This window comes from Pediococcus sp. (assembly GCF_003533255.1).
Taxonomy (GTDB): Bacteria; Bacillota; Bacilli; order Lactobacillales; family Lactobacillaceae; genus Pediococcus; species Pediococcus parvulus.
Window position 1 is genome coordinate 132,011 of sequence record NZ_DOEM01000021.1, and the last position, 26,049, is coordinate 158,059.

The following is a 26,049-nucleotide window of genomic DNA, read 5'->3' on the forward strand; positions in this document are numbered from 1 at the left end:
CAGAATCAGAAACAACAAACCGCTAAAGGCTCGTGACCAACAAGCACATAGGAATCGCACCTCTCCTCGTTACGTGGGAGCTTCGCAGAAGTATCATTATCCATCTTTAAGGTTAACGCAGTAGGTGGTAAATCTACCTTGATTAAGTTCAGTCATCGCTCACATTGCTGGTCATCGCGCTAAACTAATCGGGCTCGCTTAAAGATTTATGTCTTTAGCAGTTAGTATCAAGTTTTCAAAGAGCACACAGGATTAACTCCTGTTAACTTAATACAGGCACATAAAAAATCAAATTTGAAACCAAAAACAAAAAAAGATTGGCGATTTTGCCAATCTTTTTTATGTGCTAGCTAGTCATGAATTTTGAACATTGAATTTATAGATAGTTTCTACAAGACATATCCGTAATTCTTGATAATAGTCATCACTCATTCTAACGCGACCATATCGTGCATATTTTACGCAGAGCGGGTTAAACCGCGTTAACAAGTCGGCCATGGCTAATTCATCGCCAGATTGAGCAGCTAAGATTAATGGGACTAAATTAATGGGTTCCATGTTGTCGAGTTCCTTTCGTAATAATCAAAGTAGTGTTCAACAATACAGTCAATTGCTTTACGCTTCTGTTTACTCACGGCTTGGCTACTAATTCCCAATAAGTCACCAATCCGAGCGTCAGAGGCTTCTTCAACAAACTTCCAATACAGAATAAACTTTTGACGTGTGTTCAGAGTCCCAACTGCAATGGCTAGTTGATTGTTGTCAATGAAGTTCTCCATTTCCCAGATATTATTAAAGCTCATTTTTTCCAGCATGTGTGGTGATTCATAATGCAGTAGCTTCTCAATGACCAAATTTTCATAAGAGACAATTTCTACTTTATGATTTTCCTTTCTGTACAGCGTAAACGAGCGGTGCATAATGGCTTGTTGAACATAACGGACAAAAATTTTGGTCACTTCAATCTCGGATTTCAAATACATACCCCCAAATGTGTTGTTTCGAAATTACTAAAAATTCTTGCTCACTGTTACAGGAACAATTTGTGCCGTTTTTGAAACCAGTGCTTCCTTATTTTTTAAAGACTTGCAGTAAATTCAGGATAATATTCATGAGTTGCTGATTATTTTCTTTATATCCTTGTTGCGCCCAGGTGATGATAACGACGATTAAGCCTCCGGTAATAAAACTAACTTGGAATTTAGCATTAATAGTTTTGATAAAAATATCTTGTTGCAATAGTTGTTTTACAATCGTAGACAAATGTTCAGATAAAGTTTCCTCCATTCTATTTTTGATTAGCAAGTCAATTAAAAATTTGTGCAATTGTAAATAACTAACAAAATAGCTGTAACCATTGATATGTGGACTTTTACCAGCCCTACGTAAGCGCCGCGTCATAACGTACAGTTGACTATCAAGGTATTTATCAAACATATCTTCTTTAGAATGGAAGTTAAAATAAAATGTTGAACGAGCAACACCAGCCGTTTTACAAATTTCCACAACACTAATGCTGGTCATCGGTTTACTGGCAAGCAACTTTACAAAAGCATGAAACAGTAAATTCCTAGCAATTTCATTGTTATTGTTAACGGGGAAATATGAAAATTGAGAATTCATTGGGCACCCCTCCTATTTATGACTAACCAATGTTGCAAAAGCCTGTCGTGAGTGTTAAAAGAACTTACCACAGGCTTTCACTAATTATTAATCTTGGCAGGTTAACTTGCTTTTAATATAAAAAACAGGCTTTAAGTTCTCAGTAGAAGGAGAATTTAAAGCCTGTTTTTTAACACATATAAATTACCAATAACCGATATTCTCTCTATATGGTTATTTAAAATAATTAATTTCAAATACGATCCTATTTAAGCGGAAAACAGCTAATCAAATATTAATGTTTTTGTTCTCAAATATTAATAAAAGCGTCCGTTTCACCTTGACAAAGATAAATAATGATGGTAAATTCGTGGTCAATTAGAAAATGATGATAAGGAAGGCGATTAAAATTAAAACAATCTCAGAAAATGAAATTAAGCTAAAAATTAGCTCTATTTATTCTGACATTGGTGTTGTGATACAAAAGGATAATCAGAAAGTATTCATGGATTCTTTATCAATGGTAAATTTTTTAATTGAATTAGAAACTGCTTTTAACATAGTAATTGATACCAATAGTACTCAAAAACTTTTGGGTGCCACTCCTAAGATCACGGTAAACATTATTAAAAATTTGATTGAATTGAAAGGAGGTGAGACTTATGACAAATAAATTGATGGCTTTAAAAGAAATCCTTTCAAACTTAGTATTACGTCAAAAACAACAAGTAGCTGTAGCCGGTCCTGTTATTGAATCTTACAAAGATTCCAAGTAGGTCATAAGTTACATAAAGAAAAAAGATGAATTACAATGAAAAAGGAACTTAAGAAACCAGTTGAAACCGCTGATGAACTTGTAAAACTTTACAAGGAAACGGTTGGTTAATTATATTTATAGCAATACAACGCCTTCAAAATTTTATTGAAGGCGTTTGTTGTATTCAGAATGGCACTATCTGGAGGTGATGCATTTGAAAATTGTTGTTTTAGACGGGGGCTGCTATTCCTTCCAAAGTCAAAACGGAAATAAAATAGTTAGATATAATTCATCTAGTTACAATTCAAAAAATGAGACTTCTAGTATGAATCATGGCTCTGCGGTTACAAAAATAATTGATAATTATGTACAAGAAAGTACTATCATTTCCGTACAAGTTTTTAATGATAACCATATGATTCGGGCGAGAGACTTAGCTTCTAGTATCAAAAAAAGCATAAATGAATTCCATCCGGATATTATTAATATAAGCATGGGTACTAGAAGTGATAGCGATGGTGAATTGCAGCAAGCTGTTAACTATGCTGTTAAGAAAAAAGTTGTTTTGGTATGTGCCGCTGACAATAGTGGAGCAATAAGCTATCCGGCTTTTTATAAAGACACCCTTTCTGTCCTTTATGATTACAAAATAAAACAAATAAAGAATTTTAATGTTGTCTATAATAATTGGATCGATATTTTAGCATACTCTGGTCACTTTTCCGTCGAGATTAAGAAAAGACAAGAGCAAGTAATTGGTTCTAGTTTTAGCACACCTGTTATTACAGCGATAATTAATAATATGTGGTCAAAAGATTTAGTTGGTCAAGATAACTTGATAGTAGAAATCAAAAAAGAAATGAGTCAAATGCAATATAGTAATGATTCTTTTCATCTGAAGCATCATCACAATATAGTTAATGATTTTCTTACCTCAAAGGATAAAGCAATATTTCTTCCCTTAAATAAAGAAGTGTTTGCTCTTATGAATAACTCTGATTTTGTTGTTCCACATATAGCCTCAATTTATGATTATCACACAAGCCCCAAAATTGGAAAATCAATGGCAGATATTGGATATACAAGTTATGTACCCAATCAAGTTATAGGGGATATGAGGGATATTAATTGGGAATCCAATGACTTTAATTCAGTAGTACTTGGTCATGTTAAAGAAATATCATTGTTACTAAAGAAAGACCTATTATCCGAAATTATTGAAAAATGCAATGAGTACAACAAGAAAATTTATGCGTTAGATTTAGTACAGAATGAAAAAAAACTATACAAAGAAAGACTTGGCGGTTCTTTATTTACTTTTAATACACCAATTGTTGGAGTGATTGGTACTTCAAGTAAGCAAGGAAAAGTAAGTCTACAACTTGAAATAACTAGACTTTTGAAAAAAGTTGGGTACGACGTTGGCCTTATGTTAACAGAACCATTTTCTGAAATAATTGGTTGTAAACATTACTGGCATTATGGCTATAACGCGTCCAAATTTTCATGGCAAGAACATGTTGTTGGATCTAATAATACTATGAAAAAGATTGATGATGAAAAACATGACCTAATTATAGCAGGAACCCAGTCGCAAGTGATGTCTAGTAATATGAAGAATACTGGTTTTATACCTGTTGAAACTCAATCTGTCCTAACGGGTATTAACGCAGATTGTTATGTTCTACTTGTTAACAAGACCGATTCAACGAATTTAATTACTAGGATAGTTAAATACATTGAATCCTACTACAATCGACCAGTACTCGCTCTTGTCGAGTCAAGAGGAACCTCTGAGTTAAAAGGTAATTTAAATGATCTGCCTATTTTCTGTCTTTCAGAGACTGATAAGGTAGTAAAAAGAATTATAGAGTTTTTTTAAACCAAAAAAAGTGGTGTTTTTATGCAAATTGACATTCAGAATTTGAACAAAAAATATAATGCACGACAAGTATTATTTGATATTAATTTATCAATAAACTTAGACAGTAAAATCATAGGATTGGTTGGCCCAAATGGTGCGGGGAAATCTACTTTGATGAGAGTACTAAGTGGTGTTTTATTACCAAACTCTGGGAAAATAAAACTAAATGATGCTGATAAAAAGCTTGAATATATTCAATGGGCGTTGAAAAACACATTATATGTACCAGCTGGTGAACGAGGATTAATCAATAGGCTCTCATTGGTTAACAATTTTAGATATTTTTGCGGTCTAAAAAATGTTAATTATAAAAAAGGGTTGAGCTATTTTGAAAGTATGGCACAGACCCTTGAAATGGAAAACTTAATTAATCGTGACTATGACCAAATGTCAACAGGACAAAAAAATCAGCAGCCTTATTAAATGCATTGGCACTCAAAACAAAATTAATTCTTTTAGATGAACCTTCAAATGGATTGGATATTGACGCACAAGATGGATTAAAACATGTATTAAACCTAACCAAAAATAAGGGAAATCAAAAAGTATTGGTGTCTTCTCACGATGTAAACCTTTTAACAAGTGTTTGCGATGGTTACGTGTTTATCAGAGAGGGACATATTATTGCAAAATTGGATTCACCTGCAAGCCATGAAGATTTAATTAATTTGTATCATCAATCATTTAAAAAGGAGGGATAAAGAATGAGTGGAATCATGCAAATGATTAAGATGGAAGCATTGAGAGAATTTGAAGTGAGAACAAAATACAAAGTACAGTTTTTAAGTAGTATTGCAATATATACTGTAACCTACCTTATTGTTATATACATTGCGAGCTCCCCAACAATGGCCGCTTATTATCATACCTCAGTGACAACAGGAAAAGTCTTAATCCTGATAGGATATCTTTACTGGAATGCTGGTGTTTTAGGTATGGATGCGGCATCAGATGCAATTGAGTCTGATGCAAAAGCCGGTATATTAGAATCTGAATTACAAAGTCCTCACCCACTGTGGCTCTTGATTATAGTTCGTAGTGGAGTTAATAACATTCTCGGCATATTTTACTTTCTTGTAATCATATCATTGTCTTCATTTTCAATTAAGTTAACTCTATTAAAGGCCTTGGTTTTAGTAGTACAGCTATTTTTAATTTCTATGCTTTCAAATATTGGAATGTCTGGGATTGGGTTTGTGTTTGGTGCAGTCTCTGTACACGTGAAACGTGTTGGACAACGGGCAACAATAATTCAAACTGCGCTGTTATTAATTGGAAATATAACTATTCCATTGTTCAGCCCACTTCAAAACATTATTCCGTTTGTTTCTGGTATTGAAATATCAAGACTAATATATTTACAACATAGTATTCCACTGAATTTAATATTGATTTATATTGCCGTCAACTTCATTTGGTTAATCATCGGTGTTTGCATATTCCAATACAGTATTAAGTACGAAAAAACAAACGGCTCATTTGAAGTTTTCTAGAAAATAGAAAGGACGACCCCATGCCTGAAAGTAAATCTGCAATGCAGTGTTTGAGTGCCTCCGTGGTATTAGCTATTAAAAATATATATGGCGTAAAAATTCCAGAAGAATTTTTACTAGTTGGACCAGGTTTTTTAAACATACAATTAGATAAAGAAAATCTTACTTTTGATTCAAATGTCAATGATATTGTTCTAAATTACATTGGTCATGATTCCACTCATGATACCACTGTTAAAAGTCTTTATAATGCGCCACTGAACAAAGATACACTCCCCTTAGTTATTAATTTACCTGTACGTTATCTAAAATATGCTTCTGTTTATACCACATCGGATAATTTAAATTATCATCACTTTGTTTTACTAACATCTATGGAAAAAGAAAAGCTAAATGTTTTTGATTCACGTGAAACATTATATCAAAACAGTACTTAATTAATCAGGCATCAACATTCTACGCAAAATATACTCATTAACCACAAAAATATTTTAATTCAATTGAAAAGCTTTGATTGTTAAATTCACTTATCCTTAATAAAAATCTATTTATCCTTTGGCTCATCATCAGAATATAACGTCATATCAAGGTTAAAGGAAAATTGAGGATCTTCTGGATGTGAATCCTTAAAATCAGTGGTTAACTGATTTATTTTTTTTAATAGCTCTATCTGCCCTCGCTTAGAAAGCTCAAGAGTGGACATTGCCCACGAAAAATTCACTTCGTTTACCTTTCCACCAGCTTGGATAAAATCCATATTTTTTTCAAAGCTTGTTAGCATTCGCTTTTGATTAATCATAAAAAACTCTAAAAGATCATCCGTATGATTCAAAACATACTCATTACTTAAATCAATTTCATTTTCTTTAAGGCCTAGTTTCTTTTGTTGAGAACGTTTATACAATGATGCCGAACTGTACACTTTTTCAGTTAAATTCTTAATTTCGTTTTCAGCCACAACTTTTAAGAGCCCAAAATCTGTCATTTTTTGAATTGGATAGTATAGGTTAGATGGCTTTTCTTTTAAAATCTTAGCGAGTTGCTTAACAGTAATCCCCTTTTTGGGTCTAGCCGCCTCCAAAATTCGATTTACCTTTGGATCCGCAAGTAATTTTGCTAAATTATCAAGTTTATTAGAGCTCATTTAGGCAACTTCCTTTGAGTTAGTTTGAATAACCTTATTATACCCATTTAGCGTAACAATCTCATGGTTATTCAATTAAGAATCTATTTCTGCCCATTTTCTAGGTTTTTCGTTCCTGCTATATTTCTAGCATATCCTATCGGTTTTGTTACTTTAATTTGCATGAATACAGAGATGAAAATAATTACAATTATTCCTGATACTAGAAAAATAATACCTGCATTAAAATGATCAAATAAGTAACCGTACATAATCGTTCCAACGGGCATCATCAACATTGACAATGAAGATTGAATTGTAAAAACCCGTCCCTGAAAACTAGAATCAATATGCAGTTGCATGTATCCTGCCATAGGTACATTGGTTTCAAATAACGCAACCCCCATTAGTAAGGCGAGCGCCACATAAATACCAGTAATTTCCAATTTTAACAATTGAACATGCAACACTACTGGTAAGCCCATTCCACTTGTAATCAGAGCTATCCCGATAACCCAACGATACATAATTTGAATCTGATTTTCTGCTGGCTTTTGTTTCATAAAGATAAAACCTGATAAGATCATCCCTACTGACGTACTAGCCTCTACGATACTGTAAAAAATATTACTTAACTTAAACCGATTAACTAATATAAAGGGTAACCCAACATTCACTGCACAAAAGAAGAAATTGATTACACAAGCCGTTATAATCAACATCACAATTGCCTGTTTCTGACGTAGATAATGATGCCTTCCTTAAATGAAGTTAAAAAATCCACTTTTCTTTTAAAATCGGTCTTAGTGACTAGTTGTGCCCCATTAAATCTGAAGTTCAGCGATAATACAATCAGCATAACGACTGAGGTAGTCACCAACATAACCAGTGTGAAACCAAAGAATGGCATCATTCCGTAAGCAATTCCACCAAAAATAGGAGCCAAAATTGATGCTGAAGAACGAACCATTTGTTGAATCGAGTTAAGTTGTTGCACCTGTGTTTTAGGCACGAGATTTATCGCAGAAGCACTGAAAACATTGCCAATAAACAATTGAAAGATATCTAGCAAAACCAACAAAATAATAATTTTAATGAGATACGTTCCTGAAAGCTGCTGAAGCTCCATTGAGAAAAACGCCATCGTGATAATAATGCCAATCTGACAAGTCACAATGATTTTTTTGTGGCTAAAACGATCCACAATTGTTCCAGAAACAGGCAATAAAACTAATGATACTAAGGGGCCAATCAAAATAGAAATTCCCAGATTCATAGCAGATCCCGTTTTACGTAAGAGAAATAATCCCAATGCGAAGCTAAACATGCTGCTTCCTAACTCATCAATTAATGCAATAATACCGACTTTAACAAGTTGTGCTTTACTAGTATTCAGAAAATCTTTAATAATAATTCCTTTTATCGTTAAAATTTATTTTTGTGATAACTTAGTTATATTCCAGTTATTTAGAAATGTCAATAAAATATATTTTAACGATAAAATAAATATTATTATAAATAAAAAGCCGTTTTAATATCTCTATTAAAACAGCTCTTATTTGTAAATTATTTAACTTTTGCAATACGTCCTTGTTCAATATAAACACTTAAAATAGCGATATCAGCTGGGTTAACCCCACTAATTCGACTAGCCTGTGCAATCGTTTCTGGTTGAATTTTCTCCAACTTTTGACGACCCTCAGTAGCCAAACCATTGATCGCAGCGTAATCAATGTGATCCGGAATCTTCTTAGCTTCCATCTTTTTCAAACGTTCAACACGTTCTTTAGCTTTCTTGATATAACCTGCATATTTAATTTCAATTTCAACTTGCTCAACCACGCGCCGATCTAACTTCTTATCCGGCGCAGGGATAAATTGCAGCAAGTCTTTGTAGGAAACCTCTGGACGACGGAGAAATTCTGATGCTAAAACACCATCTTTTAATTCATGACCACCCTTAGAAATCAAGAAATCTTTAACTTGTTTAGGTTTTATGCGAATGGTATCTAAACGATGAAGTTCATTTTTAATATCATCTTTTTTCTCTTGGAATTCTTGGTAACGATCGTTATCAATCAAACCAAGGTCATGACCCATCTCAGTTAAACGCAAATCCGCATTGTCATGACGTAAAATCAAACGATATTCAGCACGACTAGTCAGCAAACGATATGGTTCTTTGGTTCCCTTAGTCACCAAGTCATCAATCATAACACCAATGTAAGCATCACTACGTTTTAAGGTAAACTGACCTTTGTCTAAGGCACGCAATCCAGCGTTAATTCCAGCCATCAAACCTTGGCCAGCTGCTTCTTCATAACCGGACGTCCCGTTTGTTTGACCAGCGGTATACAAGTTTTTCACAACTTTAGTTTCTAAAGTTGGCTTCAATTGATAGGGGGAAACCACATCGTATTCGATAGCATAACCAGGCCGCATCATTTCAGCATCTTCTAAGCCCTTAATGGAATGAAGAATTTGTTGTTGAACCTCTTCTGGCATAGAAGTTGAAAGTCCCTGAACATACCATTCATCTGTATTCCGACCTTCAGGTTCAAGGAATAATTGATGATGATCCTTATCCGCAAATCGGACAATCTTATCTTCAATTGAAGGACAATAGCGGGGACCAACACCTTCAATCAAACCAGAAAACATAGGTGCACGATCTAGATTTTTTCGAATAATTTTATGGGTATACTCATTAGTATACGTCAACCAGCAAGATAACTGATTTTTCACATCAATATAGGCACTGTCAGGCGTTGTAAAACTAAAGTGATTTGGTTCCTTATCACCGGGCTGTTCTTCAGTTTCATCATAATGAATTGTGCCACCATCAACTCGTGGTGGCGTTCCTGTTTTGAAACGTTCCAAATCGAAACCGTAATCCTTTAGGTTCTTAGTAAGTTTCATGGCAGGTTGTGAGTTATTAGGACCCGAAGAATACATAAGCTCGCCGATAATAATCTTCCCACGAGCAGCTGTTCCCAACGTCAGAACAACACTCTTGGCATGGTAACGAGCACCAGTATTAGTAATTATTCCCTTACAGACACCGTCTTCAATGATTAAATCATCAACAATTCCCTGTCGTAAAGTCAAATTAGGTTCATCTTCAATAGTTTTTTTCATTTGAGCATGATAAGCATGTTTATCTGCTTGGGCCCGTAAGGCACGAACTGCGGGGCCTTTACCCGTATTTAGCATTCGCATTTGGACATAAGTTTTATCGATGTTTTTACCCATCTCGCCACCAAGAGCATCAATTTCACGAACCACAATGCCTTTTGCTGGTCCACCAACTGAAGGATTACATGGCATAAAAGCCACCATATCCAAATTGATAGTCATTAGTAGGGTTTTGTTTCCCATTCTTGCAGCTGCCAAAGCCGCTTCTGAACCCGCATGGCCGGCGCCAACTACGATCACATCGTAATCTTTCCCTGCATACTGTTTTACTTCCGTCATGACTCTTCCTCCACATTATTTCGAGCTTCAAGTAGCTTCATAATTTGTTTCATGGTTAACTTAATTGAACTTCAATTATTTACCCAAACAGAATTGGCTGAACAACTGATCTAATAACTCATCTTGATAACTGTCACCAGTAATTTCACCAAGAAATTCCCAGCAACGCGTCATATCAATTTGGACTAGATCTACTGGCATACCATCTTTGAGCCCTTGCAAAACTGAATCCAATGCTTCTTCAGCTTGATTCAGCAAGCCAATATGCCGAGCATTTGTCACAATGACACTGTTTTGATTACTTTCAATCCCACCGAAGAATAACTTAGAAATTTTTTCTTTCAAATCATCCAATCCTACCCCTTCTGTTGCAGAGGTTCGAATCACCTGATCCTCAGGAACTAAATTGAATAATTCATCAGTATCTAATTGCATTGGTAAATCAGTTTTATTCAAGATAATGATTCGTTTTGCTTCATCAGTGACTTTAATTAACTGACGATCTTCATCCGACAATGGATTACTACTGTCTAAAACTAACAAGACCAAGTCTGCAGTTTTAATTGCTTTACGACTGCGTTCAACACCGATTTTCTCAACTTTATCGTTTGTTTCACGGATACCAGCTGTATCAACTAACTTCAACGGCACACCACGAACATTCACATACTCTTCCAAAACATCACGCGTGGTTCCAGCCACATCTGTGACAATCGCTTTGTCTTCATGTAGCATTCGATTCAGCAAACTAGACTTCCCAACATTTGGGTGCCCCACAATCGCCGTTGCCAGTCCATCACGTAAAATTTTACCTTCTTGCGCAGTTTGCAAAAGTTGTTTGATTTGTGCTTTCACTTCTACAGCTTTTTCACGTAATAGTTTACTGGTCATGGTCTCAACATCATCATATTCTGGATAATCAATGTTAACTTCAACCTGTGCCAAAACGTCTAAAATATCCTGCCGCAAATTCTTAATTAAATGAGATAAATCCCCATCTAATTGATTTAAAGCTACTTTCATCGACCGATCCGTTTTAGCACGAATCAAATCCATCACTGCTTCAGCCTGAGAAAGATCAACTCGACCGTTCAAAAAAGCACGTTCAGTAAATTCGCCTGGTTTGGCCATTCTTGCACCGTTACTTAGTAGAAGCTGTAAAATATCGTTGGTAGGCACAATGCCTCCGTGACAATTGATCTCAACAACATCTTCACAAGTATATGTTTTGGGTGCCAACATCACTGAAACCATTACTTCATCAACTGTGTGCTTTGTTTTAGGGTTAACGATATGCCCATAATTAATGGTATGGCTTTTAACTGTATGCAGATCCTTACCTTTGAAAATCTTCTCTGCCACATCAAGCGCGGTATTTCCACTTACTCGAACAATGGAAATACCACCTTCACCAGGTGGGGTTGAAATTGCAGCAATCGTATCTAATTCCGTAGCTGTTTCTAGCATTTTCTATTTCCTTCCTAATCAATTCCAATAAAAAAAGCACCTAGTCCACGCCTTAATAAGAGGTTACGTGGATAAAGTACTTTCACTACTTTACCTGCTATTTAGATAATTGATTATATCTTAAAATTTTGTTGCGCATTTGTCAATTTCTTACACTTTTATTTTAAAGCTGTTCATCTTGAACAAGGGCCACCACAACATAGCGATGAGGTTCATGTCCTTCTGAAAAAGTTGAGACAAAATGATTCTCAGACAGCGTCGCATGAATCACTTTTCGCTCAAATGCGGGCATGGGATCCAAGAAAACTGGTTCACCAGTTGCCACAACCTCACGAGCTGTATTTTCGGCCAAGTGTTGCAACGTTTCTGTCCGTCGTTCACGGTAATTTTCAACATTCAATTTTACATTGGCATGTGAAATGCCGCGATGTAGCAAAAATACTTGAGCTAAAGTTTGTAGTGCGTTAATTGTTCGACCATGCTTCCCAATTAGCATGCCCTCTTGCTCAGTTCTGAACTCTATTGAAACGTCACGATGATGAAATTTACTTGTTGAAGTAGCTTCAATTCCCAACTGGGTCACAATCTTTGCCAAATATTCCTGCATTTGAGAAACAATTTCTTCATTCAAACGCGGACGCGATGAGGTTTCTGGTTCTATAGCTTGATCCTTGACTTGCGGGTGCCTTTGAACTTCAGCTTTACTTTCATGATTTACTTCATCAGTTTTATGTTGAACTTCAGAATTAACTTTTGGTTTAGTTTCTGGCGCTTTTTCTTCAGGAACTTTGACCGTCTCGTTTGATTTTGGAGCCTCAATAACTGACATTTCAATTTCAGCCAATCGTTTGCCGAAACCCAAAAATCCTTTTTTAGGTTCGACTATTGTTGAAACAGTTACACTTTTACGGGTTACATTTAAATCAGCAAGTCCTGCTTCAATTGCTTCTTCAATTGTACTCCCTTTATAATTTGCCATAGGCTACCTCCTTTTTACGATTATGTACAGCAAAAGGAGACCAGAACTAAACATTCTAATCTCCAGTCATTTTTATTTTCTATTGCGTCCTTTATAAGCCTTACGCTTAGCTTTTGCAATGGCCCGTTTTTTATCGCGTTCAGCCTGTGCTTTTGCTTCACGTTCACGATTAATCTTAAACGGATTTTGAATAACTAATGTTTGACCAGCTTGGAAAATATTTGTAACCACCCAGTACAGGGAAACAGCTGATGGCACACTTAACGCTGTAAAGAAGATAATGACCGGCATACCAATGGTCATCATTGTTGTCATCCCATTTTGCATTGGTTGCGACTTCATACTCAGCCATGAACTCACATAGGTAAATACAGCAGCTAAGATAGGTAATACGAAGTACGGATCCTTGTCTCCCAATTGCAGCCATAAAAATGATCCTGCTTTCAAAACTTCCGTCCGGTTAACAGCGGCATACAAAGCATACAAAACAGGTAACTGAACAATTAATGGTAAACACCCAGCAACGGGATTTACACCAGCTTCGGAATAAAGTTTTTGTTGTTCTTCACGCAATTTTTGCTGTGTTTCAGTATCCTTAGAGGAATACTTCTTTTGTAAAGCTTGAACCTTAGGCTGAATTTCAGCAGTTTTCATTGAAGATTTTGTTTGATAAATCATCAAGGGCAAGATGATAATACGAATAATAATGGTGAAAATAATAATTCCCCAACCAAAATTACCACCGAATAAATGTGATAACCAAATAATTGCCCGTGAAAAATTATAGACAATCCAATGATCCCAAAATCCGGTACTATTCTTCGTGATAGGTGCCGTACTACAACCAGCTAAAAACAGCGTTAAACTGGCAATTGCCATCATCACTATATTTCTTTTGCTGTGTTTCACTTACTTTTCCTCACTTTGATCAGTAGTTAAAATATTAGCTAACGTGAATACGTGCTTTAATTGCTGTTTGGTCTCTTTCATTGAAAGACCAGACGCTTGGGGCCGTGCAATGACCAAAAAGTCAATATCTTGACGTAGTTGTGGTTTGAATTCAAGAACGCTTTGACTGATGCGTCGCTTCATATAGTTTCGCATAACAGCATTACCAATTTTCTTACCAACAGAAATTCCCACCCGAAAATGAGGTTGATGTGGTTTCTCCATCACATAAACAACAAACTTTCGATTTGCATATGAATTATGAGTTTCAAATACCTTTTGAAATTCCGTTTCTCTTTTTACACGGTATGACTTGCGCATGCTCTCTCTCCAAAATAAATCGTATTATCAAGTTTCTCACATATAAAAGGTTGTTTGTCTGCTATTTTCAAATTTCTTCAAAAATAAAAGACCACTGGGATCAGTGGCCTTATGCAGATAATTTTCTTCTACCTTTTAGACGTCGACGTGCTAAAACTCTACGGCCGTTACTTGTACTCATACGTTTACGAAAACCATGCACACGTGAACGATGACGCTTCTTTGGTTGATATGTTCTTTTCAATTCGTACACCTCCCATAGCAACACTGAAATTTATATAGATTTCATTTATATATTAATGAAATAACTCAGTATCTAATTACAATTACCATAATATAGTATCACAAATCAATCATCATGCAAAGGTCTTAATAGAAAAAAATAAATATTCTTGTTCACACTCAAAGCTTATCGTGGTGCATACCTTGTGGATAAAAACATTTGTTTTCCTAAGTTTTGCACCGTTTTTCCCGAGCTTATCCGGATATTCACCCCCTGTGATTGAGTTATCCACATTTTCATGATTTTCAGTGGATAACTCCTGCCACCCCTTATTTCTCGGGGTATAGTTATCCACCGTTTTGTGTGAATAACCAAAATTTTCATGAAAATTTGGCCTTTTTTCAACAGCTTGTGGATACACTTTTACCTGTCCTGTGATTTATTTTCGATAGTTTTCCACATCCTGTGGAAAACTTTTTTTTTTCATGCTAAAATTAATGCATTGTTTCTTTCGCTTAAGAATTGAAAACACAAAAAATAAACTGTGCGTAACTTTGGAGGGATTTTTGTGCTAAGTAAGGATGATCTTTGGAATCAAATTAAAGCTGATTTTCAAAAAGACGATGATATTTCATCCCTCGGCTTTTCAACTTGGATCGACGTAGCTAAACCAATCGATCTAAAAAATCATATCATGACAATCCAATTACCATCGCCGTTACATCGCGATTATTGGAAACAACATTTGGCACCAAAATTTGTAGAATATGCTTATTTGATCACCCAAGCAGATATCACACCAGATTTTGTTTTGGAGGGTGAGCAAGAAGAAACCGTTCAACAAGAAAAAAAGGCTGCCGAAAAACCAAAAACGACACCCGATTTTATGGAAGTTACTACCTTAAATGACAAATATACATTTGACACATTTGTCACTGGTAAAGGAAACCAGATGGCCCATGCAGCCGCGTTAGTCGTTTCGGAAGATCCTGGGACTATGTACAATCCGCTCTTCTTTTATGGAGGCGTTGGTCTTGGAAAAACCCATTTGATGCATGCGATTGGCCATCAAATTCTCAAAAATAATCCTGATACGAATGTTAAATATGTTACTAGTGAAGCTTTCACAAACGATTTTATCAATGCAATTCAATCTAAACATCAAGAAGAATTTCGTGAGGTTTATCGAAATGTTGACCTGCTTTTAGTCGATGATGTGCAGTTCTTTGCTGATAAGGAAGCTACTCAAGAAGAATTCTTCCATACTTTCGAGGCTTTATATAGTAATCAAAAACAAATTGTGCTGACTTCAGATCGTTTACCAAATGAAATTCCTAAGTTGCAGGAACGACTAGTTTCGCGCTTTAAATGGGGATTATCGGTCGATATCACCCCACCTGATTTGGAAACGCGAATTGCCATTTTACGTGAAAAAGCGATGGCTGATAAAATTGAAATTCCTGACGATACTTTGAATTACATCGCCACCCAAGTTGATTCAAACGTACGAGAATTAGAGGGTGCTTTAGCGCGGGTTCAAGCATATGCGAATCTGCAAAGTACTAGCATTACAACTGATCTTGCCTCCGAAGCCATGCGTAGTTTGAACTTTGGTACTAAATTTAGTGAAGTCTCAATTTCGCTAATTCAAGACAAAGTCGCTAAATACTATCACACTTCAATTTCTGATTTAAAGGGTAAGAAACGAATGAAATCAATCGTTGTCCCTCGCCAGATTGCTATGTATCTTTCTCGCGAGCTGACAAACGCCTCCTTACCGAAAATCGGAACTGAATTTGGTGGCAAAGATCACACCACTGTGATTCATGCTCACGAAAAAATTGCAGCGGCGCTTAAAAAAGATGATGATTTACAACGCCAAATTGGTGATCTAAAAAGTGAGCTCAAACCATAGCTTGTGGACAAGTGTGAATTACTTTAAAAGTTATCCACATTTTATAAACAGAGATAATCTTCGACCTGCCTAAGCGTTAGGTGACATTTACACAATATCAACAGGCCCTATTACTACTGTTACTTTTAATATATAATTATATATAAATACATTTCGTCCAAAGGAGATTCTTAAAAATGAAATTTACTGTAAAACGAGCTGCGTTCATTAAAAAATTAAATGACGTTCAAAGAGCAATATCTTCTAAAACAACAATTCCTATTTTGACTGGTTTAAAACTTGATGTGGAATCTGATCAAATTATCTTAACTGGGAGTGATGCAGATATTTCCATTGAGACAGTTTTAGATGCCAAAAATGAAGACAACGGATTGTCAATTACAGATCCTGGGAAAATTGTTTTACCTGCGCACTTCTTTAGTGATATCGTTAAACGACTTCCAGAAGATTCAATGACCGTTGAAATTACTGAAGGCTTCCAAACAGAGATTTCATCTGGGGCCGCAGAATTTACAATTAACGGTTTGGATGCTAATAATTACCCACATTTACCAGAACTTGACGGTAATGACCAAATCCAACTTTCCGGAAACGTATTTAAACAATTAATTAGCCAAACTGTTTTGGCCGTTTCAACTCAAGAAAGTCGTCCAATTTTAACTGGGGTTCATTTCAGTATTGATGGCGACCAATTTTTAGCAGTTGCAACTGATAGTCACCGGTTAAGTCAACGCCAAATTAAATTGCCTGAAGGAAATACTGGAAAATATGATGTGATCATCCCTGGAAAAAGTCTCGTTGAGTTATCTCGGATGATTGGCGAAGAAAATCCAGACGTCATCACGCGAATTTCTGAAAATCAGGTTCTCTTTACTTTAGGTGACACAGCGTTTTATTCTCGATTACTTGAAGGAAATTATCCAGATACATCCCGTTTGATTCCAAAAGAATCAACCACAACTTTAGAATTCAATGCGCCAGCTTTATTAGCAGCCATTGAACGGGCTTCCTTGTTATCCCATGAAAGTCGTAATAATGTTGTTAAATTGGCGATTACCACTGCTGATAAAAAGATTGTTATTTCAGGAAACTCGCCTGATGTCGGAAACGTTGAGGAACAACTTGATGCAAAAGTTGTTGAGGGCGAAGATTTAGAAATTTCATTTAACCCAGATTATATGAAGGATGCGCTCCGTTCGTTTGGCCAAACTGAAATTCAAGTTTCATTCACTTCAGCATTGCGACCATTCACTTTGGTTCCAACTGAGGATCAAGAAAACTTTATTCAGTTGATTACACCTGTTCGAACATTCTAAAATTTAAAAAAATAACCACGTTTGCCAAATTAAATTTTGACAAGCGTGGTTTTTATTTTATGCCTAGAAATTAAAATAAGAGGATTTGAGAAAAATACGCAAGAAATGTCAAAAGTATCTAATTATCTTCAAAATGGCTCAAAACGCAAAACACAGCCTCTGAGATTGTTTTTTTAGGTTTTTAAAGGTATAATAAATAGGTATTTAGTAAAGAATCTAGTTAAAATTGAATAAATTATTTTTTGGTTTAAAAAAACGAAATTAAATAATAATTGATTCGAAATAAGTTCTAGTAAAGGTGGTTGTAATTTTGGAGAAAAAAGAAGTTTTAATTACAACGCCATTCATTACGCTCGGTCAACTCTTAAAAGAAGAATCAATCATTGGAACTGGCGGACAAGCCAAATGGTATCTTCGCGAACACACTATAGAGGTAAATGATGGGCCTGAGAATCGGCGCGGAAAAAAGCTATATCCAAAGGACACGGTTAATATTCCAGATGAAGGACTGTTTATTGTACGTTCAAGACGTGAGGATTAGTCATGTATTTGGAAAATATTAGCCTCCATAATTTCCGTAACTATCCGGATTTGGAGGCCGAATTTATTCCTGGTGTCAATGTGTTATTGGGTGCAAATGCTCAGGGAAAAACAAATTTGTTGGAATCAATTTACGTGTTGGCCCTAACGAGAAGTCACCGAACATCTAATGATCGGGATTTAATTAGTTGGGGCGCTGATTCAGCTCGTTTGGCAACCCGCGTACACAAAAGAATGAGTTCAATTCCCTTAGAACTGGAATTAAGTTCTAAAGGTAAACAGGCCAAGGTGAATCATTTAGAACAAAGTAAGTTGTCACAGTATATAGGACAACTAAATGTCATTTTGTTTGCACCAGAGGATTTGTCTTTGGTTAAGGGGTCACCGGCTGTTAGACGGCGGTTTATTGACATGGAATTTGGCCAGATGAGTAGTAAATATCTGTATAATTCCGCGCAGTATCGCACAATTCTGAAGCAACGAAATCAGTATTTAAAACAGCTAAAGTTCAAAGTGAACAAAGATAAAGTTTTTCTTGGTGTGTTGTCTGATCAGCTTGCAGCTTATGGTGCGGAGATTATATTTCAGCGCCGCCTTTTTCTAAAAAAACTAGAGAAATGGGCTCAACAGTTGCATACCCAAATTTCCCTAGGAAAAGAACATTTGACGTTTGAGTATGTGTCACAAGTTATCCAGAAACAAGATTTATCCGTAGATCAACTATATGACGAGTTGAGAAAGGCGTTTGCGAGTCATGAGGAACGGGAGTTGCAGCAGGGAACCACATTGGTCGGTCCCCAACGCGATGACGTTCGTTTTTTAGTCAATGGCAAAAATGTCCAAACTTTCGGATCACAAGGACAACAGCGAACGACAGCTTTAAGTGTGAAATTGGCAGAGATTGATCTCATGAAAGAAGAAACAGGCGAGTATCCGGTATTGCTACTAGATGATGTGTTATCCGAACTAGATGATGACCGGCAAACGCACCTTTTAAAGTCGATTCAAAATAAGGTCCAAACCTTTTTGACAACAACTAGTTTGAGCGGTATTGCTCGTCAATTAATTGATGAACCGCGGATATTTACAATTAAATCAGGTATTTTGCATAAGGAGGAATAAGATTGGCTGACGAAGATAAAACGAAAAAAACTCCCCAAGAAATTGAGACAGCACGTGAGCGTAAAGAAGAAAAAGCAGAAGAATACGATGCAAGTCAAATTCAAGTTCTTGAAGGACTAGAAGCAGTTCGGAAACGGCCTGGAATGTACATTGGTTCAACCAGTGCACAAGGTCTTCACCATCTTGTGTGGGAAATTATTGATAACGGGATTGATGAAGCTTTAGCGGGCTTTGCGAATAAAATCAACGTGATTGTTGAAAAAGATAACAGTATTACCGTGACTGATAATGGCCGTGGAATCCCAGTCGGAATTCAAGCTAAGACCGGTAAACCAGCCTTGGAAACAGTTTTTACAATCTTACATGCTGGTGGTAAATTCGGTGGCGGCGGATATAAAGTCTCTGGTGGACTTCATGGTGTGGGTGCCTCAGTTGTTAATGCGTTATCAACTGAATTGGATGTCCGAACCATGCACGATGATAAAGTCTATTATATGGATTTTACACGCGGTAAAGTGAAGACTGCCATGACGGTTATTGGGGATTCGAAGCCCCACGAACATGGAACTATCGTGCATTTCTTACCAGATGCAGATATTTTCCAAGAAACCACAATCTTTGATATTAAAACTTTACGGACACGAATTCGTGAACTGGCATTCTTGAATAAAGGATTACGGATCACGTTAAAAGATATGCGTCCTGAAAAGCCTACGGAAGATGATTTCTTATACGAAGGCGGAATTCGCCACTATGTTGACTATCTCAACGAAGGTAAAGATGTTCTTTTCCCCGACCCAATCTATGTTGAAGGGGTGGAAAAAGGCATTACAGTTGAAGTCGCAATGCAATATACAGAGGGTTATCAAAGTAAACTCTTGACCTTTACCAACAACATTCATACGTATGAAGGTGGGACTCATGAAGAAGGCTTTAAACGGGCTTTAACACGGGTTGTTAATGATTATGCGCATAAGAGTGGCATGTTAAAGGACAATGAGGATAATCTTTCTGGTGATGATGTGCGGGAAGGTTTAACAGCCGTTGTCAGTGTAAAGCATCCTGATCCTCAATTTGAGGGTCAGACGAAAACTAAATTGGGTAATTCTGATGCCAGGACCGCCGTTAATGATGTATTTGGGGAACATTTCAATAAGTTTTTGATGGAAAACCCTGATACTGCTCGGAAAGTGATTGACAAAGGTTTATTGGCATCAAAAGCCCGAATTGCTGCTAAACGAGCACGTGAAGTGACCCGGAAAAAGAGTGGTCTCGAAATTAATAATTTGCCTGGAAAATTGGCCGATAATACGTCCAAAGATCCATCAATTAGTGAATTATTCATTGTCGAGGGTGATTCTGCCGGTGGTAGTGCTAAGCAAGGACGTTCCCGTTTAACGCAGGCCATTTTGCCAATTCGAGGTAAAATTTTAAACGTTGAAAAAGCAACTTTAGATCGTGTTTTGGCTAATGAAGAAATTCGGTCATTGTTTACAGCCCTTGGAACTGGTTTTGGTGAAGAATTTGATGTCACGAAGGCTAATTATCATAAATTAATTATTATGACCGATGCCGATGTCGATGGTGCGCATATTCGAACATTATTGTTGACCCTATTTTATCGTTACATGCGACCAATGATTGATAAGGGCTATGTTTATATTGCCCAGCCACCTCTATATCAAGTTCGTCAGGGTAAAATGATTCGTTATATTGATTCTGATGAAGAATTGCAAGAAGTTTTGGGACAGTTGCCACCAAGTCCGAAACCAGCAATTCAACGATACAAAGGTTTAGGTGAAATGGATGCTTCTCAATTATGGGAAACGACTATGAATCCTGATAATCGTCGTTTGTTACGAGTATCTGCTGAAGATGCTGATGCAGCCAGTGGGGATTTTGAAATGTTGATGGGCGATCGTGTAGAACCCCGTCGGAAATTCATTGAAGACAATGCTGTCTTCGTTGAAAACTTAGATGTTTAATTTAGGATTGGAGGTTAACTAATTTGTCTGATGAAGAAAATATTGGGACTCGAGTAACGGATGTCAATTTGAGTCGAGAAATGCGAACATCCTTCCTAGATTACGCGATGAGTGTTATTGTGGCACGAGCTTTGCCTGATGTGCGTGATGGTTTAAAACCAGTTCATCGTCGTATTTTATATGGAATGAGTGAACTGGGTGTGACCCCAGAAAAGCCATATAAAAAATCAGCCAGAATTGTTGGGGATGTCATGGGTAAGTATCATCCTCATGGTGACTCCGCAATTTATGAATCCATGGTGCGAATGGCGCAAGATTTCAGTTACCGTTACATGTTAGTTGATGGTCATGGTAACTTTGGTTCTGTTGATGGTGATGGGGCTGCCGCAATGCGGTATACCGAAGCTCGAATGAGTAAGATTGCCGTTGAAATGCTGCGCGATATTAATAAAAATACCGTTGATTTTCAAGATAATTATGATGGCACAGAGCGCGAACCAAAAGTGTTACCAGCTCGTTTTCCTAATTTACTTGTCAACGGTGCAACCGGAATTGCAGTTGGGATGACCACTAATATTCCGCCACATAATTTGGCCGAAGTGATTAGCGCAATTCATATTTTGATGGATAATCCGGAAGCAACCACTGCTGATTTGATGGAGGCTGTACCTGGACCTGACTTCCCAACCGGTGGTGTGGTTATGGGTAAATCAGGAATTCGTAAAGCTTACGAAACGGGTAAGGGAACCATTATTATTCGGGCTAAAGTTGATATTGAACAGGAAAAGAGTGGCCGTGAAAAAATCGTGCTTACTGAACTTCCTTACATGGTCAACAAGGCTAAGTTAATTGAACGAATTGCTGAATTAGCTCGTGACAAACGAATCGAAGGAATCACAGACGTAAACGATGAAACTGACCGTGAAGGTATGCGGGTTGTGATTGATATTCGTCGTGATATGAGTGCTTCAGTTGTTTTGAACAATTTGTACAAAATGACTTTGATGCAGACAACATTTAGTTTTAACATGTTGGCCATTGTGGATGGGGCGCCAAAAGTGCTTAGCTTAAAGCAAATTTTGACCTACTATTTAAAGCATCAAGAAGAAGTTATTCGCCGACGGACTGAGTTTGATTTAAAGAAAGCTCAAGCGCGAGCTCATATTCTTGAAGGGTTACGAATTGCGCTAGATCACATTGATGAAATCATTTCGATTATTCGTAATTCCGAAACTGCCGAGATTGCCAAAGATCAGTTGATGAGTAACTACTCATTATCTGACAAACAATCGCAAGCTATCTTGGATATGCGTTTGGTTCGTTTAACGGGCTTGGAACGTGAAAAAGTTGAAAATGAATACACCAAATTAATGACTGATATTGCTGATTATAAAGATATTTTGGCTCATACAGAGCGGATTAATCAGATTATTTATCAGGAATTACTTGATATTCAGGATAAGTTTGGTGATAAACGCCGAACCGAGTTACTTGTTGGTGAAGTGCTTAGTCTTGAAGATGAAGATTTGATTGAAGAAGAAGATGTCATGATAACCTTGACTCATAATGGGTATGTTAAACGGATGCCACAGTCTGAGTTTAAATCTCAACGTCGTGGTGGTCGTGGTGTTCAAGGAATGGGTGTGCATGATGATGATTTCATTGAGCATCTGGTTTCTAGTTCTACCCATGATGTGTTGTTATTCTTCACAAATGCCGGCAAAGTATACCGCATGAAGGGGTATGAAATCCCTGAATACGGGCGAACAGCTAAAGGTATTCCGGTCATTAACTTGTTAGGAATTAGTGCGGGTGAAAGTATTCAGGCCGTGATCAATGCTGGTCAGAATCACGAACAAGAAACGGAGCGTTATCTGTTCTTTACTACACTAAAGGGTGTTGTCAAACGGACCCCCCTAAACGAGTTCTTGAACATTCGAAGTAATGGCTTAAAAGCGATTAATTTGAAGGATGATGATGAGTTAATTAACGTGGTTATCACGAATAATAAACAAAACATCATTATCGGAACACATAGAGGTTATGCAGTTAGTTTTGCAGAAACTACAGTTCGTTCCATGGGTCGTTCAGCAACTGGTGTTCGTGGTATTCGTTTACGAGATGAAGACTATGTGGTTGGGGTTGATCTATTGCAACCAGAAAGCAAAGTTCTCGTCATTACTGAAAAAGGATATGGTAAACGAACATTAGCTAGTGAGTATCCAATCAAGGGTCGTGGCGGTAAAGGTATTAAAACTGCGAATGTCACAACGAAGAACGGACCATTAGCTGGCTTGACCACCGTAACTGGTGAAGAGGATATCATGTTGATTACCGATCGTGGCGTCATGATTCGTTTTGCCGTTGATTCTGTCCCAGAAACGGGTCGAGCAACCATGGGGGTTCATTTAATTAAAATTGATGAGGACTCAAAGGTTGCCACAATGGCTAAAGTAGATCATGAAGACGATGAAGAACCTGATGATTCAACACAATCTTCAACGACCGACACCACTGAGCAAGCTCCAGAAGAAAGTTCATCTGAAAATTCTTCAGAAGAATAATTAAATTAATAAAATAAATCCCAATAAACGACGTAACTTAGTTATGTATCGTTTTATTGGGATTTTTGTTTATTGCGTTGCACAAGTATAAATGCTATAATTTAAGTTCGTGAGTAACTATTAATTTAGAAGCTCTCCTTGCTTTCTTAAATTGTTAAGGAAGCCACTTAGTCCATAAGGAGGTGTAAAACACATGGAACAAAAATCATACGAAATTACTTATATCATTGCTCCAGATGTTGACGAAACAGCTAAGGCTACCTTAGTAGAACGTTTTGACAAGATCTTGACTGACAATGGTGCAGAAGTGGTTGATTCAAAAGATTGGTCCAAGCGTCGTTTTGCTTATGAGATCGGTGGATACAATGAAGGTATCTATCATGTCGTAAATGTAAAAACAAGCGATGACAAAGCTTTAAACGAATTTGACCGTATTTCAAAGATTACTGACGGTATCTTACGTCACATGATCGTTGTACGTTAAAAATAAACAGAAATAATAATTCAGAAAGGAGTCATTGTTTATGATAAACCGAACAGTTCTTGTTGGACGCTTAACCAGAGATCCCGATTTACGATACACCAACAGCGGTGCTGCAGTCGCTACCTTCACAGTGGCAGTTAATCGTCAGTTTACGAACGCTCAAGGAGAGCGTGAAGCCGATTTTATTAACTGTGTGATTTGGCGAAAAGCTGCAGAGAACTTCTCTAATTTTACCCATAAAGGCTCGTTGGTTGGAGTAGATGGACGGATTCAAACCCGTTCGTACGAAAATCAACAAGGCATCCGAGTATATGTTACAGAAGTTGTTGTTGAAAACTTTTCATTGTTGGAATCCCGTGCTCAATCTGAGCAACGTCAACAGCAAGGTGGCAATACGGGATTTCACGACAATGCTCCTCAATCATCCGGTAATAGCAATCCGTTTGATGCTGGGCAAGGAAGTAACACTAATAGCAATAACAGTCAGAGCAGTAGCAATGGCAGTGCTTCTAGTGCAAGTTCTAATCCTAACGATCCGTTTGCAGATAACGGCGAACAAATTGATATTTCCGATGATGATTTACCATTTTAATCATTAGAGGAGGGATTTTCAATGGCTCAACAAAGAAGAGGCGGAAATCGTCGTCGTCGTAAAGTCGACTTCATCGCTGCTAACCATATCGAATACATCGATTATAAAGACACAGATTTACTGAAACGATTCATTTCAGAACGAGGCAAGGTTTTGCCACGTCGTGTTACCGGAACAAGTGCTAAGAACCAACGTCGTTTAACAATTGCAATTAAACGCGCACGGATCATGGGCTTACTTCCATTCGTTTCAGAAGAATAATTAATTCAGACTTTTCAAATCAATAGTGATTTGGAAGGTCTTTTTTAATCGCTTGAAAATGGGCAAACTAGCAGCATTATTTAGATTGAGATAGTACAGAAGTGTATAATAACAACGTCACAGCTTATTAAGGAGTTTCCGTATCTATAAAGGGATTAGTTAGTGACAGGCCACTCAAAATTATACCAACTTTTTATACAAAAATGCTTTATAATAATAGATAGTTAATACATAAAAAAAGGGGAACATGAATGTATCGGTATTTTATTCAACCACAACTAAATAAGGTGAATAACTCGCTTATTGGGTATGAATTACTGATCAGACGGCGGACTACTGATGGTTGGCGACCGCCTAAGCATTTTTCCGATATTCCGGTTTCAATTATCGCGGAGATGTTGACGGCAGCTACCAGTAGACTAGTGTTTAAAATCGGGTCAGTATCTGTCAATTTGAATCGCACACAAATGATGGATCCCAAAATCAATGCGGCTCTAATTCGCTCGCAAGATCAGTTACGTCCCTTAAAATTAAATGTGGAACTCACTGAAGAACCTGAGGATGAATCCATTACAAATGCTGATTTGAAACCGATGTTACAGCGATTTATTCAACGGGGGATGGAACTTTGTCTCGATGATGTTGGAACTGGTGATAATCAGTATGAAGAAATTCAAGAGTTGATCCCATATGTGAGTGAACTCAAATTTGCACTCCAGAACTTTGAGCAAAGTTTCCAAGATGCAGCGATTCAAGCAAAAGTTATTTACTGGCGGGATATTGCTAAAAAGGAAAATTTACGGTTCATTCTTGAAGGAATCGAAGATAAGGCTGATGATCAACTAGCCGATAAATTAAATATTGATTTGCGACAGGGCTATTATTATGGCAAACCTTATTTACTTAAAGTTAAACCAGATGATCCAGACTAAGTAAATTTTTTAGGGAAGAAGGACATT

Annotated in this window: 28 protein-coding genes; 15 read left to right on the forward strand and 13 right to left on the reverse strand. The window is 36.9% G+C overall.

The features are described from left to right. Nucleotides 1-354 precede the first annotated feature (354 nt). The 3 genes from DD627_RS09180 to DD627_RS05190 all read right to left on the reverse strand — a co-directional run bounded on the left by DD627_RS09180 (nt 355) and on the right by DD627_RS05190 (nt 1,623). Entirely contained in the window at nt 355-558 is a 204-nt protein-coding gene (locus DD627_RS09180) for a helix-turn-helix domain-containing protein (protein ID WP_260274747.1), read from the reverse strand. Continuing rightward, on the reverse strand, nt 540-977 hold the full coding sequence (locus DD627_RS05185) for a sigma factor-like helix-turn-helix DNA-binding protein (protein ID WP_260274746.1): 438 nt from the start codon (nt 975-977) through the stop codon (nt 540-542). The genes DD627_RS09180 and DD627_RS05185 overlap by 19 nt, the downstream gene beginning before the upstream one ends. Before the next feature lie 94 nt (nt 978-1,071). Next, nucleotides 1,072-1,623 carry a TetR/AcrR family transcriptional regulator gene (locus DD627_RS05190; RefSeq protein ID WP_260274745.1) on the reverse strand — a complete coding sequence of 184 codons (552 nt, stop codon included), beginning with the start codon at nt 1,621-1,623 and terminating at the stop codon, nt 1,072-1,074. 950 nt (nt 1,624-2,573) lie between these two features. Between DD627_RS05190 and DD627_RS05195 the strand changes: the two genes are divergently transcribed. The 5 genes from DD627_RS05195 to DD627_RS05215 are packed head-to-tail and all read left to right on the forward strand — an operon-like array spanning nt 2,574 to nt 6,213. After that, the gene (locus tag DD627_RS05195; protein WP_260274744.1) at nt 2,574-4,241 is read left to right on the forward strand and encodes a S8/S53 family peptidase; all 1,668 of its coding nucleotides are present in this window, start codon (nt 2,574-2,576) and stop codon (nt 4,239-4,241) included. Nucleotides 4,242-4,262: 21 nt separating this feature from the next. Next, a complete protein-coding gene (locus DD627_RS05200; RefSeq protein ID WP_260274743.1) occupies nt 4,263-4,706 on the forward strand; it encodes an ATP-binding cassette domain-containing protein in 444 nt (147 codons plus the stop codon). A 5-nt stretch (nt 4,707-4,711) separates the two neighbouring features. Then, complete coding sequence (locus tag DD627_RS05205; protein ID WP_260274742.1) at nt 4,712-4,984, forward strand: ATP-binding cassette domain-containing protein; 273 nt, start codon at nt 4,712-4,714, stop codon at nt 4,982-4,984. 3 nt (nt 4,985-4,987) lie between these two features. Continuing rightward, nucleotides 4,988-5,776, forward strand: a complete 789-nt coding sequence (locus tag DD627_RS05210; RefSeq protein ID WP_260274741.1) for a hypothetical protein — start codon at nt 4,988-4,990, stop codon at nt 5,774-5,776. A gap of 20 nt (nt 5,777-5,796) precedes the next feature. Further along, nucleotides 5,797-6,213, forward strand: a complete 417-nt coding sequence (locus tag DD627_RS05215; RefSeq protein ID WP_068808464.1) for a hypothetical protein — start codon at nt 5,797-5,799, stop codon at nt 6,211-6,213. Nucleotides 6,214-6,320: 107 nt separating this feature from the next. On the opposite strand, the gene DD627_RS05220 is transcribed toward DD627_RS05215, so the two are convergent. The 10 genes from DD627_RS05220 to DD627_RS05265 all read right to left on the reverse strand — a co-directional run bounded on the left by DD627_RS05220 (nt 6,321) and on the right by DD627_RS05265 (nt 14,732). Continuing rightward, nucleotides 6,321-6,920, reverse strand: a complete 600-nt coding sequence (locus tag DD627_RS05220; protein ID WP_260274740.1) for a winged helix-turn-helix domain-containing protein — start codon at nt 6,918-6,920, stop codon at nt 6,321-6,323. An 83-nt stretch (nt 6,921-7,003) separates the two neighbouring features. After that, entirely contained in the window at nt 7,004-7,621 is a 618-nt protein-coding gene (locus DD627_RS05225) for an MFS transporter (RefSeq protein ID WP_260274739.1), read from the reverse strand. Further along, nucleotides 7,621-8,331, reverse strand: coding sequence for an MFS transporter (locus DD627_RS05230; RefSeq protein WP_353744028.1), 711 nt, complete (start codon nt 8,329-8,331; stop codon nt 7,621-7,623). Before DD627_RS05230 ends, DD627_RS05225 begins: the two co-directional genes overlap by 1 nt. Before the next feature lie 134 nt (nt 8,332-8,465). Next, a complete protein-coding gene (gene mnmG / locus DD627_RS05235; protein WP_057784134.1) occupies nt 8,466-10,373 on the reverse strand; it encodes a tRNA uridine-5-carboxymethylaminomethyl(34) synthesis enzyme MnmG in 1,908 nt (635 codons plus the stop codon). 75 nt (nt 10,374-10,448) lie between these two features. Continuing rightward, nucleotides 10,449-11,840, reverse strand: a complete 1,392-nt coding sequence (gene mnmE / locus DD627_RS05240) for a tRNA uridine-5-carboxymethylaminomethyl(34) synthesis GTPase MnmE (protein ID WP_068808469.1) — start codon at nt 11,838-11,840, stop codon at nt 10,449-10,451. 163 nt (nt 11,841-12,003) lie between these two features. After that, nucleotides 12,004-12,819 (reverse strand): RNA-binding cell elongation regulator Jag/EloR, encoded by an 816-nt coding sequence (jag, locus tag DD627_RS05245; RefSeq protein ID WP_057784130.1) that lies wholly within the window; start codon nt 12,817-12,819, stop codon nt 12,004-12,006. 72 nt (nt 12,820-12,891) lie between these two features. Further along, nucleotides 12,892-13,728 (reverse strand): membrane protein insertase YidC, encoded by an 837-nt coding sequence (gene yidC, locus DD627_RS05250; RefSeq protein WP_260267498.1) that lies wholly within the window; start codon nt 13,726-13,728, stop codon nt 12,892-12,894. Continuing rightward, nucleotides 13,729-14,088, reverse strand: coding sequence for a ribonuclease P protein component (rnpA, locus tag DD627_RS05255; RefSeq protein ID WP_057784126.1), 360 nt, complete (start codon nt 14,086-14,088; stop codon nt 13,729-13,731). A 109-nt stretch (nt 14,089-14,197) separates the two neighbouring features. Further along, entirely contained in the window at nt 14,198-14,332 is a 135-nt protein-coding gene (rpmH, locus tag DD627_RS05260; protein ID WP_084254234.1) for a 50S ribosomal protein L34, read from the reverse strand. A gap of 112 nt (nt 14,333-14,444) precedes the next feature. Further along, nucleotides 14,445-14,732 (reverse strand): hypothetical protein, encoded by a 288-nt coding sequence (locus tag DD627_RS05265; protein ID WP_057784124.1) that lies wholly within the window; start codon nt 14,730-14,732, stop codon nt 14,445-14,447. 147 nt (nt 14,733-14,879) lie between these two features. Here DD627_RS05265 and dnaA point away from each other — a divergent pair, with 147 nt between their 5' ends. The 10 genes from dnaA to DD627_RS05315 all read left to right on the forward strand — a co-directional run bounded on the left by dnaA (nt 14,880) and on the right by DD627_RS05315 (nt 26,022). Beyond that, entirely contained in the window at nt 14,880-16,226 is a 1,347-nt protein-coding gene (gene dnaA / locus DD627_RS05270) for a chromosomal replication initiator protein DnaA (RefSeq protein ID WP_057784122.1), read from the forward strand. Nucleotides 16,227-16,402: 176 nt separating this feature from the next. Next, the gene (gene dnaN / locus DD627_RS05275) at nt 16,403-17,542 is read left to right on the forward strand and encodes a DNA polymerase III subunit beta (protein ID WP_057784120.1); all 1,140 of its coding nucleotides are present in this window, start codon (nt 16,403-16,405) and stop codon (nt 17,540-17,542) included. Between the two features lie 310 nt (nt 17,543-17,852). Further along, nucleotides 17,853-18,083 carry a S4 domain-containing protein YaaA gene (gene yaaA, locus DD627_RS05280; RefSeq protein ID WP_260274738.1) on the forward strand — a complete coding sequence of 77 codons (231 nt, stop codon included), beginning with the start codon at nt 17,853-17,855 and terminating at the stop codon, nt 18,081-18,083. A gap of 2 nt (nt 18,084-18,085) precedes the next feature. Then, the gene (gene recF, locus DD627_RS05285; RefSeq protein ID WP_068805305.1) at nt 18,086-19,204 is read left to right on the forward strand and encodes a DNA replication/repair protein RecF; all 1,119 of its coding nucleotides are present in this window, start codon (nt 18,086-18,088) and stop codon (nt 19,202-19,204) included. 41 nt (nt 19,205-19,245) lie between these two features. Next, nucleotides 19,246-21,189, forward strand: coding sequence for a DNA topoisomerase (ATP-hydrolyzing) subunit B (gene gyrB, locus DD627_RS05290; RefSeq protein ID WP_057784142.1), 1,944 nt, complete (start codon nt 19,246-19,248; stop codon nt 21,187-21,189). Nucleotides 21,190-21,269: 80 nt separating this feature from the next. Beyond that, a complete protein-coding gene (gyrA, locus tag DD627_RS05295; RefSeq protein WP_375710191.1) occupies nt 21,270-23,753 on the forward strand; it encodes a DNA gyrase subunit A in 2,484 nt (827 codons plus the stop codon). 193 nt (nt 23,754-23,946) lie between these two features. Beyond that, entirely contained in the window at nt 23,947-24,237 is a 291-nt protein-coding gene (rpsF, locus tag DD627_RS05300; protein WP_260274736.1) for a 30S ribosomal protein S6, read from the forward strand. Between the two features lie 40 nt (nt 24,238-24,277). Next, nucleotides 24,278-24,829, forward strand: a complete 552-nt coding sequence (gene ssb / locus DD627_RS05305; protein ID WP_260274735.1) for a single-stranded DNA-binding protein — start codon at nt 24,278-24,280, stop codon at nt 24,827-24,829. A gap of 21 nt (nt 24,830-24,850) precedes the next feature. After that, the gene (gene rpsR, locus DD627_RS05310; RefSeq protein ID WP_057784110.1) at nt 24,851-25,090 is read left to right on the forward strand and encodes a 30S ribosomal protein S18; all 240 of its coding nucleotides are present in this window, start codon (nt 24,851-24,853) and stop codon (nt 25,088-25,090) included. Between the two features lie 251 nt (nt 25,091-25,341). Beyond that, nucleotides 25,342-26,022 (forward strand): EAL domain-containing protein, encoded by a 681-nt coding sequence (locus DD627_RS05315; RefSeq protein ID WP_260274734.1) that lies wholly within the window; start codon nt 25,342-25,344, stop codon nt 26,020-26,022. Nucleotides 26,023-26,049: the final 27 nt, after the last annotated feature.